The sequence below is a fragment of the Pseudoalteromonas sp. genome (assembly GCF_018402495.1).
Taxonomy (GTDB): Bacteria; Pseudomonadota; Gammaproteobacteria; order Enterobacterales; family Alteromonadaceae; genus Pseudoalteromonas.
Map to the genome: position 1 here is coordinate 158,568 of NZ_JAGYIU010000001.1, position 18,817 is coordinate 177,384.

16 protein-coding genes and 5 tRNA genes are annotated in these 18,817 nt (G+C 41.6%); 10 read left to right on the forward strand and 11 right to left on the reverse strand.

The genetic code is table 11. The annotated features are described in order from the left end of the window. Nucleotides 1-485: 485 nt before the first annotated feature. From KG708_RS00720 to KG708_RS00750, 7 genes are all read right to left on the reverse strand, one after another. The gene (locus tag KG708_RS00720; RefSeq protein WP_213607686.1) at nucleotides 486-3,599 is read right to left on the reverse strand and encodes a CusA/CzcA family heavy metal efflux RND transporter; all 3,114 of its coding nucleotides are present in this window, start codon (nucleotides 3,597-3,599) and stop codon (nucleotides 486-488) included. A gap of 53 nt (nucleotides 3,600-3,652) precedes the next feature. After that, entirely contained in the window at nucleotides 3,653-4,591 is a 939-nt protein-coding gene (locus KG708_RS00725; protein WP_182752807.1) for an efflux RND transporter periplasmic adaptor subunit, read from the reverse strand. Then, on the reverse strand, nucleotides 4,588-5,910 hold the full coding sequence (locus KG708_RS00730; RefSeq protein ID WP_213607687.1) for a TolC family protein: 1,323 nt from the start codon (nucleotides 5,908-5,910) through the stop codon (nucleotides 4,588-4,590). The genes KG708_RS00725 and KG708_RS00730 overlap by 4 nt, the downstream gene beginning before the upstream one ends. Nucleotides 5,911-5,983: 73 nt before the next feature. After that, on the reverse strand, nucleotides 5,984-6,379 hold the full coding sequence (locus KG708_RS00735; protein WP_182671361.1) for a hypothetical protein: 396 nt from the start codon (nucleotides 6,377-6,379) through the stop codon (nucleotides 5,984-5,986). Nucleotides 6,380-6,466: 87 nt separating this feature from the next. Continuing rightward, nucleotides 6,467-7,351, reverse strand: coding sequence for a cation diffusion facilitator family transporter (locus KG708_RS00740; RefSeq protein ID WP_058549644.1), 885 nt, complete (start codon nucleotides 7,349-7,351; stop codon nucleotides 6,467-6,469). Beyond that, nucleotides 7,344-7,703 carry a DUF3703 domain-containing protein gene (locus KG708_RS00745; protein ID WP_058549645.1) on the reverse strand — a complete coding sequence of 120 codons (360 nt, stop codon included), beginning with the start codon at nucleotides 7,701-7,703 and terminating at the stop codon, nucleotides 7,344-7,346. The genes KG708_RS00740 and KG708_RS00745 overlap by 8 nt, the downstream gene beginning before the upstream one ends. After that, a complete protein-coding gene (locus KG708_RS00750; RefSeq protein WP_182671358.1) occupies nucleotides 7,700-8,335 on the reverse strand; it encodes a cation transporter in 636 nt (211 codons plus the stop codon). The genes KG708_RS00745 and KG708_RS00750 overlap by 4 nt, the downstream gene beginning before the upstream one ends. Nucleotides 8,336-8,416: 81 nt before the next feature. On the opposite strand from KG708_RS00750, the gene cadR reads away from it, so the two are divergent. Beyond that, entirely contained in the window at nucleotides 8,417-8,806 is a 390-nt protein-coding gene (gene cadR / locus KG708_RS00755) for a Cd(II)/Pb(II)-responsive transcriptional regulator (protein ID WP_058549647.1), read from the forward strand. A gap of 596 nt (nucleotides 8,807-9,402) precedes the next feature. Then, a protein-coding gene (locus KG708_RS00760; RefSeq protein ID WP_213607688.1) for an IS3 family transposase occupies nucleotides 9,403-10,583 on the forward strand; the annotation gives its coding sequence in 2 pieces (ribosomal slippage) (nucleotides 9,403-9,661 and nucleotides 9,661-10,583; 1,182 coding nt in all). On the opposite strand, the gene KG708_RS00765 is transcribed toward KG708_RS00760, so the two are convergent. After that, nucleotides 10,576-11,595: an AAA family ATPase gene (locus KG708_RS00765; protein WP_213607689.1), complete on the reverse strand. Its 1,020-nt coding sequence runs from the start codon at nucleotides 11,593-11,595 to the stop codon at nucleotides 10,576-10,578. The two genes, KG708_RS00760 and KG708_RS00765, sit on opposite strands and share 8 nt — an antisense overlap. Nucleotides 11,596-11,777: 182 nt before the next feature. Between KG708_RS00765 and miaE the strand changes: the two genes are divergently transcribed. Then, the gene (gene miaE, locus KG708_RS00770; protein WP_301002930.1) at nucleotides 11,778-12,443 is read left to right on the forward strand and encodes a tRNA isopentenyl-2-thiomethyl-A-37 hydroxylase MiaE; all 666 of its coding nucleotides are present in this window, start codon (nucleotides 11,778-11,780) and stop codon (nucleotides 12,441-12,443) included. A gap of 35 nt (nucleotides 12,444-12,478) precedes the next feature. Here miaE and KG708_RS00775 read toward each other — a convergent pair whose 3' ends face one another. Further along, on the reverse strand, nucleotides 12,479-13,213 hold the full coding sequence (locus KG708_RS00775; protein ID WP_213607690.1) for a UDP-2,3-diacylglucosamine diphosphatase: 735 nt from the start codon (nucleotides 13,211-13,213) through the stop codon (nucleotides 12,479-12,481). A gap of 67 nt (nucleotides 13,214-13,280) precedes the next feature. Further along, a complete protein-coding gene (locus KG708_RS00780; RefSeq protein ID WP_213607691.1) occupies nucleotides 13,281-13,772 on the reverse strand; it encodes a peptidylprolyl isomerase in 492 nt (163 codons plus the stop codon). A gap of 569 nt (nucleotides 13,773-14,341) precedes the next feature. Here KG708_RS00780 and cysS point away from each other — a divergent pair. Beyond that, nucleotides 14,342-15,721, forward strand: coding sequence for a cysteine--tRNA ligase (gene cysS, locus KG708_RS00785; protein WP_213607692.1), 1,380 nt, complete (start codon nucleotides 14,342-14,344; stop codon nucleotides 15,719-15,721). A 115-nt stretch (nucleotides 15,722-15,836) separates the two neighbouring features. Next, entirely contained in the window at nucleotides 15,837-16,733 is an 897-nt protein-coding gene (locus KG708_RS00790) for an EamA family transporter (RefSeq protein ID WP_213607693.1), read from the forward strand. A gap of 196 nt (nucleotides 16,734-16,929) precedes the next feature. Here the strand turns inward: KG708_RS00790 and folD are convergent, their stop codons facing one another. Next, on the reverse strand, nucleotides 16,930-17,784 hold the full coding sequence (gene folD / locus KG708_RS00795; protein WP_213607694.1) for a bifunctional methylenetetrahydrofolate dehydrogenase/methenyltetrahydrofolate cyclohydrolase FolD: 855 nt from the start codon (nucleotides 17,782-17,784) through the stop codon (nucleotides 16,930-16,932). 346 nt (nucleotides 17,785-18,130) lie between these two features. On the opposite strand from folD, the gene KG708_RS00800 reads away from it, so the two are divergent. The 5 genes from KG708_RS00800 to KG708_RS00820 all read left to right on the forward strand — a co-directional run bounded on the left by KG708_RS00800 (nucleotide 18,131) and on the right by KG708_RS00820 (nucleotide 18,664). Then, a tRNA-Pro gene (locus tag KG708_RS00800) sits at nucleotides 18,131-18,207 on the forward strand. 54 nt (nucleotides 18,208-18,261) lie between these two features. Next, nucleotides 18,262-18,338: transfer RNA gene (locus KG708_RS00805), tRNA-Arg, on the forward strand. 24 nt (nucleotides 18,339-18,362) lie between these two features. Further along, nucleotides 18,363-18,438, forward strand: a tRNA-His gene (locus KG708_RS00810). Between the two features lie 18 nt (nucleotides 18,439-18,456). After that, nucleotides 18,457-18,533 (forward strand) — tRNA-Pro (locus KG708_RS00815). A 54-nt stretch (nucleotides 18,534-18,587) separates the two neighbouring features. Further along, nucleotides 18,588-18,664: transfer RNA gene (locus KG708_RS00820), tRNA-Pro, on the forward strand. The last annotated feature ends 153 nt before the right edge of the window (nucleotides 18,665-18,817 follow it).

Consider the following 18,817-nt stretch of genomic DNA (forward strand, 5'->3'; position numbering starts at 1 on the left):
AAAATGCGCTCGTCGTCCATTTTCTTGAATATGGGAGCACAATAAAACCGTATATTAATGCAGTTACTCATATCATCACCAACATAAAAGTTAGTGGAATATCAGATTATGGAGTAGAACCAATATCATTAGATGAATAAGACTGTATCTGATAGCTCAAAGCGACCTATAGAGTAATTACGTTAACTCATCTTGGGGCAGAAATGAGTTAGGACGAATGCGTGCTTTGTGCTAATTGCAGTTGTTGAGCAGAAATTCTCTGACGGTCTGCTTTGAGCCTAAAAGCGGACAGTCGAACGTTAGACCTGACTGTTAAATTTGTGTCATTTGCAGATCATCATTCGACCTTGATTGAATTGGTGGTAATTGTAGTATTCCGGACAATCAGCTTCTTATTGGTGAATATACAGTTCAGTAATCATTTTCAGTTGTTTTAAATTTCCAGACGAAGAGCACCGTATTTTCTGCAATACGGTGCCCAACATTCACTCCTTAGTTAATTTCGAGTGCATCATCCGATATAAAATAGGCAAAACGACCAATGTTAGGATGGTGGACGAGATGATCCCGCCAATCACTACCGTTGCAAGCGGTCTTTGCACTTCAGCGCCAGTCCCGACATTCAGTGCCATGGGGATGAAACCTAAACTTGCTACCAGTGCCGTCATCAGAACCGGACGCAATCTTGTGATAGCTCCATCAACGATTGAGTTAATCAAGTCACCTGTTTCTAGTACTCGCTGTTTAATAAATGACAACATCACTAAGCCGTTTAGTACCGCAATACCAGAGAGCGCAATAAACCCGACTCCGGCAGATATAGACAGTGGCATGTCACGCATCCAGAGTGCGAAAACACCTCCTGTTAAGGCTAAAGGCACACCAGTGAAGATGATCAAGGCATCACGAAATGAGCCAAACACCACCACTAGTAACACAAGTATCAGGAAAAGCGTGGCCGGCACCACGATAGACAGTCGCTGACTGGCACTTTCAAGCTGTTCAAACGTGCCGCCATAATCCAGCCAGTAGCCTGCTGGTAGAGCTACCTGTTCGGTTATTTTGATTTTGGCTTCGTCAACAAAACTCCCCAAGTCGCGCTCTCTGACATTGGCGGTAACCACGACTCTGCGCTTACCGTTTTCTCGACTGATTTGATTGGGAACAGACGAGTACCCCAGCGTAGCGACTTCTGATAACGGCACAAATTCCCCATCCGATGTAATGATAGGAGTGCTGCCAATGGCATCTAAATCTGTGCGGATACCTTCACCAAATCGCACAAGCAACTCAAAGCGTCTATCTCCCTCAAAAATTAAGCCAGCAGTATTACCACCGATAGCTGACGCCAACCACTCCTGCAAATCGGCCACGTCCAATCCATAACGTGCCAACTCGACTAGCTTAGGGTTGATAGTGAAGATAGGGATATCATCGACCTGTTCAAGTCGTGCATCCGCCACGCCGTCAATTGATTGTAAAACCGTTAAGATGTCGTTTGCAGAAGCAACCAGCGTGGTTAAATCATCTCCGAAGACTTTTATACCAAGGTCAGCCCTTACCCCACTTATCAACTCGTTAAAACGCATTTGGATAGGTTGGGTAAACTCATAGTTATTGCCTGTCACCGCTTGTAAATCTCGCTCAAGGGTTTCCACGAAATCAGCTTTTGATAGGTTAGGATCAGGCCACTGCGCTCGTGGTTTTAGCATCACAAAGGTATCGGTTACGTTGGGCGGCATCGCATCGGTAGCTACTTCTGCGGTACCGGTTTTCGCAAACACTGTGAGTACCTGTTCGTATTCCATCAAGGTAGATTCAAGTGTTTTTTGCATTGCGACGGCTTGTTCAATACCTGTGCCCGGTATTCGCATGGCGTGCAGTGCGATGTCTCCTTCGTCAAGCTGGGGAACAAACTCAGAGCCTAATCGCGTTGCCAACCATAAGCTGCCCACTACCAGCACGCCTGAGCCGAAAAGCACTATCCAGCGTAATTTCAGTGCAAGATTAATGATAGGACGATAGGCGGATTTAGCTGCAACAATAATGAAGCTTTCTTTCTCACTGACTTTACCTGCCATAAACATCGCGACTGCCGCCGGTACAATGGTAATGGAGAACAGCATCGCTGCTATCAGCGCCATGATGACCGTTGCCGCCATTGGTTGGAACATCTTGCCCTCAACGCCTGTCAATGAGAACAGCGGGATATACACGACAGTAATAATCAATACACCGAATAAGCTAGGACGAATGACTTCGTTGGTCGCTTGAAAAACCAGTTCTAGCCGCTCTTTAAGTGGCAAGACTGTGCCTGTGCGTTTCTGAGACTCGGATAACCGCCTGATACAGTTCTCTACGATGATCACCGCACCATCGACAATTAATCCAAAGTCCAATGCGCCAAGGCTCATTAGGTTGGCAGACACACCTGTATTAACCATCCCTGTAATGGTCGCCAACATCGCCAGCGGTATAACTGCCGCAGTGATGAGCGCGGCGCGAATATTGCCAAGCAATATGAACAAGATCACTATGACTAATAACGCACCTTCTACTAAATTCTTCTGAACCGTTTCGATAGCTTTATCGACCAATAGGGTACGGTCATAGACTGGCTCAATGACAATACCATCAGGTAAGCTGGATTGAATGTCCTTCACCTTTTTGGCAACGGATTGAGCAACGGCTCGTGAGTTTTCGCCGACTAGCATCATTGCCGTACCTAAAACGGTCTCTTCACCCTCCTGCGTTGCCGCACCAGTTCTCAGCTCCTTACCAATAGCCACACTGCCAATGTCTTTCACCGCAACGGGGACAGTATTAATGCGTTTTATTACCACATTTTCGATATCGCTAAGTGTTTGAAGTTGACCTTGTGAGCGCACCAGTATTTGTTGCCCATTTCGCTCAACAAACCCCGCCCCCTGATTGGTGTTGTTTCGCTCCAGAGCACGATGGATATCGCTTAGACTAATGTCAAAATTCAGCATAAGCTGTGGTTCAGGATTCACATGGTATTGCTTAACATAGCCTCCAATGGCGTTGACTTCAGTGATCCCCTTAACCAGTGCGAGCTGCGGTTTTACAATCCAGTCGTGTATCTCGCGAAGCGCCATTGCATTGTAAGGCTCACCATTTTTTTGCATCGCATTTTGCTTGGCTCGCAAGGTATACATGTAGATTTCGCCCAACCCAGTAGCGATAGGTCCCATTTCAGGCTCTAACCCTTCTGGTAGCTGACTTTTGATTGCGCCTAATCGCGTATTGATGAGATTACGCGCAAAATACAGATCAGTGCCTTCATCAAATACCGCTGTTACCTGAGACAGGCCGTAGCGTGATAAAGAGCGGGTGTAGGACAGGTCAGGTAATCCCGCCAGTGCTGTTTCTACTACGAATGTGATCCGCTGCTCGGTTTCCAAAGGCGAATAGCCCGGTGCTTGTGTATTGATTTGCACTTGCACGTTAGTGATATCGGGTACCGCATCGATAGGTAATTTTTGATAACTGAATATCCCCATGCCCAGCACAAGGAAGATCAACATCAGCATTATCCCTCGTCGCTCTATGGATAAACGTAATATGGATTCAATCATATGTTCGTCCCCCAATAACTGAGACGCATGACCAAGTAAATAGCATTGAGTTATTAGTGGTCATGACCGGCCTCCGACTTTTCTAAATCGGCTTTAAACAGGTAGCTGTTCTGGCTGACAATCACATCTGCAATGTGCAGACCTGATAACACTTCAATATTGTAGTTATCTTGTTGACCTAAGGTAACGGGCACGGGACGGTATTCATCACCTTCTTTGACAAACACGACAGAAGCCCCTTCAAACTCTTGAATCGAAGCTTTAGGCACCATCATGGCGACATCAAGTTTGTTGATTGTGACAAGCCCTTTGATAGCCGCGCCAACCGGCCACTGACCTGAGGTATTAGCTATTTTGGCATACGCCAATACATACGGTTTTTCATCTGGCGAGGGTAAGATATGCTGGATAGTGGTTTCTAACGATGAGCCTGCCACACTAAGTTGAACACTTTGCTGCTCTGCAATATCAGAGAGCTGTTGTGGGAAGACTTTAAGCTGTGCCCACACGTCATCATAGTTTGCGATTGAAAATAACACTTGGCCATTAGATAACTCGCCTTCATTGGCATGTCTGGCAATCACGGTGCCTGAAAACGGCGCGGCAACGGGATAACTTTTCAGGCTTTCGTTGGATTCAACTACCGCCAGTGTCTCGCCTTTTTTAACTTTTTTACCTAAATTTGCATTGACCTTGGTCACCATACCGTCGAATCGTGCACGCACATGACTCAGTGAAGCAGGGTCGGTCACGATATTTCCGTAGACAGTGGTGGTAATATTGAGACTACCCGTTTGCACACTTTGCGTCATTACGCCCATTTTTTGCGCCATGCTATCTGACATGAATACGCGTTCATCCTTATGGGCTTCCTCTTTACCATGTTCGCCTTCTGATGCTTGTATTGTGGTGCTTGAAAAAAATCCCAACGCACTGCAAACAATGAAAACTAACAGAGCGTTTTGCTTCTTATTTAATATATTTTTGTTCATTTTGTTTTTCTCGAAAAAGAGGTGTTGATCGTATCCACAAGTGGCTGTGCAGTCAGTGATTCGATATCTGCACCGCGCTGATGAGCTTGCTTCGCTGATTGAATTAAGGCTTGTTTGGCATTGAGTAGTTCTTGACGTGTACTCACCCATTCAAGGTAGCTGAATCGACCGTTGATATAGGCTTGTTCTACTAATTCCAGCGCTTGAACTAAGGGTGGGATAATAGAGTTTTGCAGTGTATGTACATTGAGCAACGCATTGTTTCTGACCATCAAGGCCATATTTAGCTGATGGTATAGGTTTTGCGTCGCTGACTCTTTTTGTTGTTCCAGCTGTGCCTGAATTGCTCGCTGCTTTTGGTACTCGCCAAGATTTCGGTCACCGGCAAACAGAGGCATACTCACGCCTGCTACAAAGGCTGTTTCATCTATGCCATTCATGCGCCTGATACCGGCCGTCCAGCTTAAATCCGATTGATTAGCTGCTTGAGTAAGGCGGACTTGGGAAGCCTGCAATCTCGAACCTTGCGTATAGACCTCAAGATTGGGACTGTCCAATAGAGTGGTGAAAAGCGCGGTTAACGAAGGAGACGATTGCAGCGCAAATAAGTCACCCTCCACATCAGTAAAAGTGGGATCTTTTTCCCCCCACATAATAGCCAGACTATTTATCATGCCTTGCTTAGTTTGCTGTGCCGTCACCACATCCAGTCTAGCTCTTGCTAGCGCTGCTTCAGCGCGTTTCTGTTCAAATGCAGGGGAAGCACCTGCATCCACGCGTCTTGTGACAGCCTGATAGGTATATCGAGCAAGTGTTTCTGCCTCTTGTTGCGCGTCAATTAACGCTTGTTGCGCCAATACATCGATGTAGCGACGTGTCACTTCAGCCAGTACATCCAAGGTGTGCACTTGTTTTTGCGCTTCGACTAAGGTGGATTGCGCCTTAGCAAACTCCTTACGTGAGTTGAGTTTATTGCCCAATTCAATGACCGACGACAATGTGAGAGTCAACTCGGTGTCCTTAATGCCAGAGACCTCGCCTGTTCCTAAGAAGTTTTCCATTTCAATGCCTACGTTGAGGGCTGGTTTGAGAGAAGCAGTTTTAATTTCTCCCTCAATCGCTTGTTGCCTATATGTGAACTCATGCAACTCGGGTGAATTCGCTAATGTTCGCTGTATGGCGCTTTGCAAGGTCATTTCGCGATTGGTGATACTGTTTGTTTGTGCTACTACCACGGTGTGTGTTGTCAAAAGAACAAGCATCGTGGAAATCACCCAAGCGTGCACACGCATAGGGCGACTCAATGAAAAATGCATCATTGTTTTATTCCTAAATTATCAAAAAAATATATATCGCCAAACTGTTGGCGAACGGTGTTTGATTAGTTCAGGGTTATGCTTTAGGTGGGCGTAGTAATTGCGTGATCGGTGCATCTATTACTTTTGATAAGTAATAGAAATTGTGATGGGTGGCAACAGAATCGAGTTCGATACCATTGGTGCTTACAATCCATTGGGCATGGGTTCCGTGACAATGGCCACAGTGGTGGCAATCAGCAGGATTGTGAGATTTATCTACGGGGACGTTATCAGCATCAGGTTGTTCGCTAGATTTTAGTTGAACCTGCGCATGTTCAGTAGCGATGTTATCGCCCAATTGATGTTCGTGTATTTCATTTAGATGTTGTGAGTCGACAGTATGAGAATCCAATGTATTGGCGACAGCAGAAAACGACTGAAACAAAATCAGCGAAATCAGCAGGTAACTTGTCACCCTTACACTAAACATATCTATCTACTCTCATCTTTTTCATATTAACAGGTAATCGAACTAAGACCAATCGACCAACCTAAACAAAGTATTTCAATCATTACATTACTCATCACGACAATCTTCATTGGCAAATTCAATTTCAATGGTAGTGTGCACAAAATCAAACTCATCAAGACCTTGGCGAAGTTCGTCTTTAAGTGTTCTCAATTGAGAAACCGAAACATCTTGTTTCAACTCCACATGTGCCGTCATGACGCTATGTTCACCGTCCAAAGACCAGATATGAAAATGATGTATATCCGCCACATCATCAAATGACATGAGTACTTTACGCACTTCCTCCATCTGCTTAGCATCGGGCGTGGCTTGCAGGAATAACAATAAGGTTTCTTTTAGATTTCTAACTACATTGAATAAAATGAATAACGTGAAGCCAATGGATAAGATAGGATCTAAAATTGGCCATGGCTTAAACATCAGCACGATCGATACGATCAGCACTGCCACCCAACCCAAAACATCTTCAAGCAAATGCCAGTTTAAAATACGTTCGTTTAAGGAATTCCCTTCGCTAAGTTTATACGCAGCAAATCCATTAACGGCGATGCCAAAAATTGACAGGAGTATCATGCCTTCGACTTGCGGCATTTCGGGTGCAGAAAGCCTTGGGATAGCTTCGAATAAGATCCATATTGAGCCAGTCGTTAACACTAACCCGTTAATCAATGCACCAAGAAGTGAAAAGCGTTTATAGCCATAGGAAAATGTATTGGTTGCTTGTTTATCACTGAGTTTATTTAAGCCCCAAGCGGTGCCAATGGATAAACTATCGCCCAAATCATGCACTGCGTCGGCCATAATAGCCGTGCTGTTTGTCAGCCACCCGCCGATAAATTCAATGATAGTGAACACGACATTCAAGAAAAATGCCCAGCCAATACGTTTTGATGCGCTGTTATCACTGTGACTGTGGTTATGATTATGCATGGTTGATTTTGTCCAATATCGCTTGATTTTCAGCACTGATTGGCAGTCGCTTAAAGGGGCTGATGTCAGTGCCACCTGTATTCCCTTTAGGTACAAGGCCGATAGCTGTTTTGGTTGCAGCACCAACTATTCTTATTACTTGTCCAAAAACGGCTCTCCAATCTTTGTTTAGAAGACCGTGTCGCAGCATTTTACAATGAATTAAACAATGATAATAAGTAGAGTGCTGACCAATTACATGCGCATCCTCCAGCGCTGCAAATGCCTGCCTCTCATTATTGTTAGACATTGCATCTGAGTAATCTGTTAATTTGGAATCGATATGTGGCTTAACCGCTTTGTTGTATGTCATAGTGGATCACCCGCTTTACCTTTCTGTACTTCGCTATTAAGTACTTCCTGCTTGGCATCTTTGAGGATCATCCACGCTCCGCGCAGCACGACAATCGACACAATACAGCCGATAACCAAATCCGGTACTCTGCTATCAAGCCATACCACTAAAACTCCGGCGATAATGACACCCATGTTGGCGATGACATCGTTGGCCGAAAAAATCCAGCTGGCTCGCATATGTACTTCGTCGTTTTTATGATTACGAATGATCACCAAGCAAACGACGTTTGCAATTAGTGCAATGAACCCCATTCCTATCATTAGTGATGAGATAGGCTCACTGCCCAAGAATAACCTTCTGGTAATATCAATAAGAATAATTACGCCCAGCAATAGCTGAAAGTAACCACTGATTTTCGCAGCTTTGGCTTTGTGAAGTATAGATTTGCCCACAGCATAAATACCTATGCCGTATACAACTGCATCCGCTAGCATGTCCATAGAGTCTGCTATTAAAGCAGTAGAGTCAGCCAAAATACCCACGGTCATCTCAACGAAAAACATCGTCGCATTGATGCCGAGCAGCCAATACAGAACCCGTTTTTGTGAGGCATCTTTGATTTCCACTTCACAGCCGCAACCACTCATTGTTCAACTCTTATTCCCAAAACTATAGGTACAGTGTAAAGTCTATACCTAGTATAGAGTCAACAACACAAAGGCACGTTTATGAAAATAGGTGAGCTATCAAAAAAAAGTGGGTGTTCTATTCAGACGATCCGTTTTTATGAAAAACAGGATTTGTTTGAGGCTTGCAATCGCAGTGAAGGCAACTACAGAATTTACGACGCATCATCGTTGAGAGCACTGCGATTCATTAAACAATGTCGCTCATTAGATTTGACCATAATAGAAATTAAACAGCTGTTGGATACAAAAAATAATCCCGATAAAAGTTGTTCTAGTGTGAACAATTTGATCCATCAACATATGGTTGACGTCACGCATCGCATTGCAGAGCTTGAGGAGCTAAAGGCTACCCTATCTGAGATGGCCTCGGCATGCACAGATGATAGAAAAGTTAAAGAATGTGGGGTATTGCAGTTGCTTGAAGAGTGATACTTATATCTACAAGTCTTGTAGTTTACGTTTGCCTAAGGTTTCATAATTGTACATGGTTCGCTAATTGATATTAGATAAAGTAACCAATACACAATAAATAGCTATGTCCGCATTTTTGGGCTAAGCAGTCGTTCGACTGAGGTAGGTCGAATGTCCGTTGATCGCTCGAAGCGGCCCGTCAACATTCCAGTTTGTAAATCGTTTTGGGGCAGAAACGAGTTATACCTTAATGGCTCCTCACAGCACAAATTGGCTATTCACTGTCAGATTTGATTCAACTCTAAAAATCAAATCTGACAAATCAAGTTAATATTTATTCATCTGTGTATAAAAAAGGCAAAGTTACCTTTGCCTTTTTAAGTATGGAGATAAAGATAAAGCTATTCTGGCAAATCACAAGTTGCGAGTGTGTATGCTTTATTTCGCCCAGACTTCTGTTCTAGTATTTTACCTTCGTTTATTAATTCCCTACATGAGCAAGAGATATTTTTCTTTATAGTACTAATGTTTAATGTTTGTAGTGGTACAGTGATTTTGGCCACCCATTAAGAAAGAAATGTTATGCTAATAAGCATACAAATTTGGGTGAAAAAATGACGAAATTAAAACGCGCAACGTATTCTGCGGCAATCAAATTAGAAACAGCTCAGCTTGTAGTCGACCAAGGTTATACGCAAGAAGATGCAGCCAAGGCTATGGGTGTTGGTAAATCAACCGTAAGTAAGTGGGTTACTCAATTAAAACAAGAGCGTAATGGTCAGTCACCATCGGCTTCACCAATGACGCCCGAACAAATTGAAATTCGTGAACTTAAAAAGCAAATCCAACGCATTGAATTAGAAAAGGACATATTAAAAAAGGCTACCGCTCTCTTGATGTCCGACTCCCTGAACAATTCTCGTTAATCGAGAAGTTAAATCAACGAGAGCATTATCCAATTAGCGTGCTGTGTAGCGTATTCGATGTGCATCGCAGCAGCTATAAATATTGGGCTATACGCGATACAACGCCGACACCTGAGCAAGTAAGGTTAGAGGCTGAAGTTAAAGCAATACATAGAATGAGTGGAGGCTCAGCAGGTGCAAGGACAATTGCTACAATAGCGACAAACAATGATTTTGAATTGAGCCGTTATCGCGCCGCTAAGCTAATGGTTAAGTTAAAGCTTGAAAGTTGCCAAGTTCCTCAACATTCATATAAGCGCGGTGGTAATGAACACCTTGAAATTCCAAACCTGCTTGATAGGCAGTTTGATGTTATTGAACCGAATACTGTGTGGTGCGGTGATGTGACGTATATTTGGACAGGCAATCGCTGGGCTTATTTAGCGGTCGTTATTGATTTATTTGCGCGTAAAGTGGTTGGTTGGGCAATGTCGTTGTCGCCAGATACTAATTTAACACTAAAGGCGCTTGAACTCGCGTATGAAAGTAGAGGTAAGCCAAGTGGATTGATGTTTCATTCAGACCAAGGAAGCCATTATACAAGCTTGAAGTACCGCCAACGTTTATGGCGCTATAAAATTACACAAAGTATGAGTCGACGTGGAAATTGTTGGGATAATGCGCCTATGGAGCGATTTTTTAGAAGCTTTAAAACGGAATGGATGCCAAAGGTTGGATATGAAAACTTTAAAGAAGCTAAATATAGTGTAAGCGATTACATAAATGGATATTACAATAATGTTAGGCCGCATCATTATAATGCTGGTTTAGCGCCAAATGAATCTGAGGTTAGATACCAAGATTCTAAAATTGTGGCCAAAATTAGTTGACCACTACAGTTGGCATTTTAGATTTGAATGCATCATTTAAATCTGATTGTTCTACATACTCTTTATCTGAATCCTTTAAGAAAGAAACAATAAAATCTTTTGCGCAATTGTTCGAGCTGTTCGCTGTTTTTTGAACACTTGTCACTTTATCAAGTACTAAAGTTGTGAGTGTATTTCCAAAGTTATCTTCTATACCCAAAGATCTTTCACTAAAGTCTAGCAAATGAGACACATTTGTTGATGAGTCTTTTGATTTTGTTAAGCTTAGCTTTGTTGAAATTTTTTCCTCCGTGTCAGATGAATTACGCTTTTCTTTTTTTGTTTCCATAATGAAATCAACGTTCCCATAAAAAGCACTGCTACCCCTATATTTACCTTCTTTATTTTTATGATGAACATTTAGCACTGTTATATTGTGTTGTTCAGAGATTTCTTTGCAAGTGTTTATATACCTTGCGATATCCCCAGCGTTATTTTCATCAATACCAGCACTACATTGTGAAAATGTATCTATTACTAGTAGTTTAGGACTTTCACCAAGTGTGCTTTTTAATTTATCTAGTAAATCATGTAACATCTCTACTTCTTGCTGAATTAGCATTGCAATAGGGCGATTAACCGTAACTATTTTGTCTTCAACATTTATACTATGTTTATCTTCGATAGCTTTTATTCTTTTGGGAAAACTGTTTGAGCCTTCTGCGCATACAATGACAACTGGTCCTTGATTTACTCGAAGATCGCCAAATGGTTTTCCCGTAGCGAGATTAAATGCCCACTGTGCTACCAAAAAAGATTTTAAATCTTGTGAGTCACCAATAATAAAGCCTACAGAGCGGCAGGGAACATAACTTTCAATTAACCACTCAGTTCCATTTTTCCACCCTAAGCTACCAAAAGACAGAGCCAATGGAGTATTAATTCTTTTCCTTAAATTTAAGACTTTTGTCCATAAGCTGTACTCTTTTGAAGAGATTAATTTCTTGAATGCATTACTTACAAAACTATTCATAACGAATATCCTTTATTTGTTTAAAATAGTTGTGGTGACGAATTATATATATGTTCATTTGAAAGAATTACAAAGAATATTTTCTTCAAAAAAACACTTTTAATATAACTTATAGTTATCGTTGATTTAATACAATGCACTTTATGTTATAAGTGGTTACTTAAAAATCCAATATTTAATATATGCACATATTTACATTTAGTGAATTAAAAGCGGCGCAAAGTGCCATGTTTTTAATTCGTAAGTATGCGGTAGATAAAGAGAGCAGTGATGCACTGCTTGAGTGGCTTAAACCGTTTGAAACGCTTATTTATAAACGTGAAGGGAATTGGCGTGATTTAGCGGCTAAAAATAAACTCACTAAATCCATTATTCCTAAATCTAACTCGCCTTACGGGCAAGATTTAATTGATAAAATGGTCATGCTGATAAAAGAAGAGCTGCATCATTTCTATCAAGTGCTCGAAATTATGGATGAATACGGTGTTGAATATAAAAGTATAACGCCCTGTCGTTATGCCAAAGGCATGTTACGTAATGTTAAAACCTTTGAGCCCAATGCCTTAGTTGATAAGCTTATTGTGGGTGCATACATAGAAGCTCGCTCGTGTGAGCGCTTTGCCAAGCTTGCCCCCCATGTAGATAAACGATTAGGTGATTTTTATATTTCACTGCTGCGCTCTGAGGCACGTCATTATCAAGATTATTTAACCCTTGCTCAAGACATTGCTGATTTTGATATTACTGAACGAGTAAAAGAATTTGCTGAAATAGAAGCACAGCTAATTTTATCTGCTGACGAAGACTTTAAGTTTCACAGTGGTATGCCGTTTACTAAAAGCGCTTAGTTTAGGTATGCAGAGCACAGATTGAGTGCTTTAACTTACAGTGGTGTAAATATGAGTTGCTGAGAGTTGGCGGTTACTACTAAATAAGAACCTTGGGTATACCAATCACCTAATACCGTGCGGGTGAGTGTTTGCCCATCAACATTGTATTGATGCACATTAGGTCTGTGCGTATGACCGTGGATCATATTAGCCACGCCATGTTTTGCAAAGGTTTCTAAAACGGCACTTTCAACAACATCAAGTATTTCTGGCGGTTTATCGGCTTGGCTAAGTTTACTTTTTTCACGCGCATCGCGGGCTATTTTTTTACGATACCAGAGCGGCATTGCGAGCATTAATTTTGGCCACCACCATCCTCGGCTTTTTCGACGAAACTTTTGATACTCAACATCCTGGGTACACATTTCATCACCATGTAAAATTACAGTAGGTGTGCCGTAAAGGTCGATCACTGTTTGTTCATCGAGTAGAGTCATTCCTGCCATATTGGCGTATTTTTCACGCATGATAAAATCGCGATTACCGTGTACAAAGTAAATGGGGATCCCTGAGTCACTAACTGCTTTTAATTGTTTTGCCACTGCTGCTGAGAGTTCGCTAACATAATCGTCACCAACCCACACTTCAAAAAAATCACCTAAAATATATAGGGCGTCTACTTTTTGAGGAGTAATATGGGCGTGTAAAAATTTAAAAAATGCCGCTGTAATATCAGGGCGATTTTCACTCAAATGTAAATCGGCAATAAAGTAGGTTTGGCGAGTCATGGTGATTCCAGTTAAATAAAAGCGGGTGAATACCCGCTTTATGTATTCTGTGAAGAATAAGGGGGTTTTAGCTTACAGTTACACTTTCAATTACTACATCTTCAAGTGGTACATCTTGGTGAAAACCATTGCTACCTGTAGCAACACCTTTGATGTTATTGACAACGTCCATGCCTTCTACTACTTCAGCAAACACACAGTAACCCCAGCCTTGCGACGTTTCGCTGCTGTGGTTTAAAAAGTCGTTATTATTCACGTTAATGAAAAATTGCGCAGTTGCTGAATGTGGATCAGGCGTGCGTGCCATGGCTAAAGTACCTACTTTGTTAGATAGGCCGTTGTTAGCTTCGTTTTTAATTGGGTCGTTTACTTCTTTTTGTTCCATGCCCGGTAAAAAACCACCGCCTTGAACCATAAAACCATCAATTACACGGTGAAAAATAGTGCCGTTATAAAAGCCTGATTTTGCATACTCTAAAAAGTTTTTTACTGTATTTGGCGCTTCGCTTTCGTGCATTTTAATGGTGATATCACCAAAATTTGTGTGTAGAACAACCATGGGATTTCCTGTAGCTGGTTTAAATATTGGCAGTATTTTATCGTAGTTAGCTAAGATTAACAAAGTAGATGTTTCAAATACCTAAATTACCTCAAGATACAAAATTCAGCGCTTTACAGACCCTAATACCAACCTGCATAAATATTTGAACAATTTAACGAATTAAATCCACCTTATAACGTTGTTAATTTTTTTTCATTTAGAACAGCTAGATATCAAAAACCCGTCTAGTTATAGCGCCATTTTATTATCGTAAAAATAGATCCTATATCCAAGCAGATTGGTATAAGGCGTTATTTTGCAGTAATGGTAGTCTCTTTTAAGGTATAGCAACAATGAGAGTGAATTTCTGTCAAACGGCCAAAGGGGTGGCTTAAAAACACTGTATACTGCGTTATTGATTTTAACAATAGGGCGTCTGTTACTTGCAATCAATGCCTTGCTTAAATCGTTTTTAATTTTAACGCAAACATAAAAATTGCGGTGGTTTAGGTATAAAAAACCGCTAGAGCCCATGCTTGGCAAGTGGTAACATAGCTTTTTTGTTAATCGTGAAGGAAAGCAGCTAAATGGTACAAATATACAACACACTGACACGCCAAAAAGAACAATTTAAACCTATGGTCGATGGAAAAATCGATATGTATGTGTGTGGTATCACCATTTATGATTACTGTCACATTGGCCATGCACGTACATTTGTGGGTTTTGATGTCATTGTTCGCTACCTACGTCACTTAGGTTACGATTTAAAGTACGTGCGTAACATCACCGACGTTGATGATAAAATTATCAAGCGTGCAAATGAAAACGGTGAAGCGATTAACGATTTAACACTGCGCATGACCAAAGCCATGCACGAAGATTTTGATAGCTTAAATATGTTGCGTCCTGATGTAGAGCCAACTGTAACCGGTCATATGGACGAAATTATTGCTATGGTTGAGCGTTTAATTGCTAAAGGCCATGCTTACGTTGCAGCCGATGGTGATGTATTGTTTGATGTCTCTACTTTTGAGCAGTACGGGGCGCTTTCGCAACAAGATTTAAGCATGCTGCAATCAGGTTCACGTGTTGAAGTGGCGCAAGATAAAGACGATCCTCTAGATTTTGTTTTATGGAAAAAAGCCAAAGCAGGGGAGCCATCGTGGTCATCGCCTTGGGGTGAGGGGCGCCCTGGCTGGCATATTGAGTGTTCAGCAATGAGCTCTAAGCACTTAGGCGAGCATTTTGACATTCATGGTGGTGGTTCTGATTTACAGTTTCCCCACCACGAAAATGAAATTGCCCAATCATGCTGTGCCAATAACGGTCAATACGTTAATACTTGGATCCACACCGGTATGGTACAAGTGAATAAAGAAAAGATGTCTAAATCGTTAGATAACTTTTTTACCGTTCGTGAGGTATTAAAGCAATACGATGCTGAGTCGGTTCGTTACTTTTTAATATCAGGCCATTACCGCAGTCAACTTAATTACTCTCAAGAAAACCTAGATCAAGCACGCTCGTCTCTTGAGCGCATTTACACGGCGCTGCGTGGCGTTGAGCCAGTTGAATGTGAGCTTGAGGGGAATGAGTATGTGGCAAAGTTTAGAAAAGCCATGAATGATGACTTTAATTCACCAGAAGCATTACCGGTTGTATTTGAAGTGGCCAAAGAGCTTAATCGTATAAAAGATAGCGATGGCGAAAAAGCAGGACATTTAGCCTTTATTCTACGTAGCTTAGGTGAAATACTCGGTATTGCTCAACAAGCACCTGAGGCATTTTTACAAGGCGGTCAAAACGATGACGAAGTGGCTCAAATTGAGGCACTGATAGTCAAGCGTAATGACGCACGAGCGAGTAAAGATTGGGCTGCAGCAGATGAAGCCCGTGATGCGCTAAATGCATTAGGTGTGGTACTTGAAGATTCAGCGGGTAAAACAACGTGGCGTAAAGCTTAGTTACAACACGCGAATCAAAAAAAGGGTTGCCGTTGGGTAACCCTTTTTTGGTTATTGACCTCAATCATGGTTGAGGTTTTAAACTCGCATTCATCAATTTAAAAATGGAAAATTAATGAATATTTTACTTGCCATGATCCCCGCTTTTTTATGGGGCACAACTTACGCCGTAACTAAGTATGCAACGCCAGAATGGCCGCCAATCCTATTAGGCGCAATTCGTGCACTTCCTGCCGGTTTATTATTGTTGTTATTTAAACCTTCTTGGCCAACGGCTAAACAATGGCCGGGTATTTTTCTAATAGGCGCAATCAATATTGCGTTGTTTTTTAGCTTTATTTTTGTAATGGCGATTAATTTACCTGCTGCGATAGCTGGTGTCGGTATGGTATCTGTGCCTGTGGTTGCATTATTATATGCATGGCTCGTAAAGCGACAACAGCCAGCGCTAGTGCAAGGTTTTTGTGCCCTTGCTTTAGTGGTTTTGGCATGGCGCTTATTTGATCCACAGCATGTTGCACTTAATGTATTGGGAGTCGTAGCACTGATAGGGGCGCTACTAACGATTGTTATAGGCAGTACTTTGGTTAAAAAAGTGACGGCTAAAATACACTGGTGGACAGTATTAACCTGGCAATTAATTATTGGCGGTAGTTTGCTCGCACTTGCAGCTGCAATACAGGCTTTATATTTTGCTCCGCTGCAGTATCAATTTTTAACTGAGCAAATAAATACAACACAATGGTTGGCGTTATTTTGGCTGGTGGTACCTAATACTGCTTTAGCTTATATTTTATATGTGTGGTTATTAGGGCGAATGACGGTAGTTGAATTTACTTTTGGTACTATTGCCAACCCAATCGCTGGCATTTTATGTGCAGGTCTTTTGATAAATGAGCAGTATGAAAGTTGGCAGTATGCGATTATGTTATTGATGATCGTGTTTTCGGTATTGCCACAAGGCTTAGATTTATTAAAACGAAAAATGATGATAAAAAAAGCCCGTAATTAAACGGGCTCTATCACATAATAATACCAATTTTATTAAAAACATGACCATTCTAGCGTATTAAATAATCCGCTATCTGCGTTAAAAATTATTTATATAGAACAACTATGTATCATAATTTTCGCCTTGTTATCGACTTATTTCTTTGTCGCTATAATAGATCACTAATTTAATGCAATTGGTATAATTTCAGTATTTATTAGCTATGGTATTTCTCACACGCTTCTAACGTATTTTCAATTAAGCTGGCAACCGTCATTGGGCCTACACCGCCTGGTACTGGGGTAATAAAGTCAGCTTTTTGCTCTGCAACGGCGTATTCTACGTCACCGACTAATTTACCTGATTCTAAACGATTTATACCCACATCAATAACAATGGCGCCTTGTTTGATCCAATCGCCGGGAATAAATTCAGGTTTGCCCACAGCAACGACTAATAAATCTGCGCGGCGTACATGGGTTTCTAAATCTTGAGTAAACTTATGACAAACGGTCGTAGTGCAACCTGCAAGTAACAGCTCAAGCGACATAGGACGACCGACAATATTAGAGGCACCAACAACCACAGCGTGCATCCCTTTGTAACGCACACCGGTTGAATCTAATAAGGTGATAATACCTTTTGGCGTGCATGGACGCAGGGCAGGCATACGTTGTGCCAACCGGCCAATATTATAAGGATGAAACCCATCGACATCTTTGTGAGGGGTAATTCGCTCTAGAATTTTTTCTGCATCTAAGCCTTCGGGTAAAGGGAGTTGCACTAAAATACCATCAATTTCACCATCAACATTCAACTCATCAATCAATGCTAATAGTGCCTGCTCAGTGGTATCTGCTGGTAAATCGAAAGATTTGGAGATAAATCCTACTTCTTCACAGGCTTTACGTTTTGAACCGACATAAACTTGGCTTGCTGGATCTTGTCCAACGAGTACTACAGCTAATCCTGGGGCTCTAAGGTTTTGTGCTACACGTTCTGAAACTCGTTCAGCCACTGCGCTACGTACTTGTTTTGCTACTGCTTTACCATCAATGATGTTTGCCGTCATGGGTGACCTTTAATTAGGTTAATTAACTTGATACCGATACATTTAAAAAACGAGTGCATATAAAGGGGTTAAAATGCCGATAAAGAAAAACAACGCTATCTTACTCATTTTTAATATGACAGCTATTTTCGCAGAAAAGCGGTTGAGCGCCAAGTTGCTTTTAAAATATAAGCGCTCAAATTATAAAAAGGGTTTAAATTTTATCCCTGTATCGTAATATTTGACCATTATGAACTAAAAATGAGCAATTGATTTGTTTTCTTAAAAAAACGTTTGACCTAACCCAGCCAAATCACTATTATGCACCCCGTTGTCAACGAGGTCACTCGCAGACAATAGTAAGTATCGGCGATTAGCGCAGTTTGGTAGCGCACTTGGTTTGGGTCCAAGGGGTCGCAGGTTCAAATCCTGCATCGCCGACCATTTTTATATTATATATAACAATTTAACTTACTAGTGAACTATGAAGTTTTCGATGCGCCCATAGCTCAGCTGGATAGAGCAACGCCCTTCTAAGGCGTCGGTCGAAGGTTCGAATCCTTCTGGGTGCGCCATTTTGAAAACACTGTAATACCGTGGTGATTGTAGCTCAGTTGGTAGAGCCCCGGATTGTGATTCCGGTTGTCGTGGGTTCGAGCCCCATCAGTCACCCCAATTTACAAAAAAGAATATCGGCGATTAGCGCAGTTTGGTAGCGCACTTGGTTTGGGTCCAAGGGGTCGCAGGTTCAAATCCTGCATCGCCGACCACTTTCTTATAGGTGGTCTTAAATTCTAAGTTTAAGTATTCAACACCGTTTATATCGGCGATTAGCGCAGTTTGGTAGCGCACTTGGTTTGGGTCCAAGGGGTCGCAGGTTCAAATCCTGCATCGCCGACCATTCTCATCTAAAAAACATATCTAAACTCTACTTTTTTATTACTTAACATGCTCAATTTTATCTGTGTTAGTTGTATTTTTACTTAATTAGTTTGTTTTTTATTCGCTTGAGCGTTATCTAAGCTGTTCTACCTCAAATAATTTCCCCCTACAC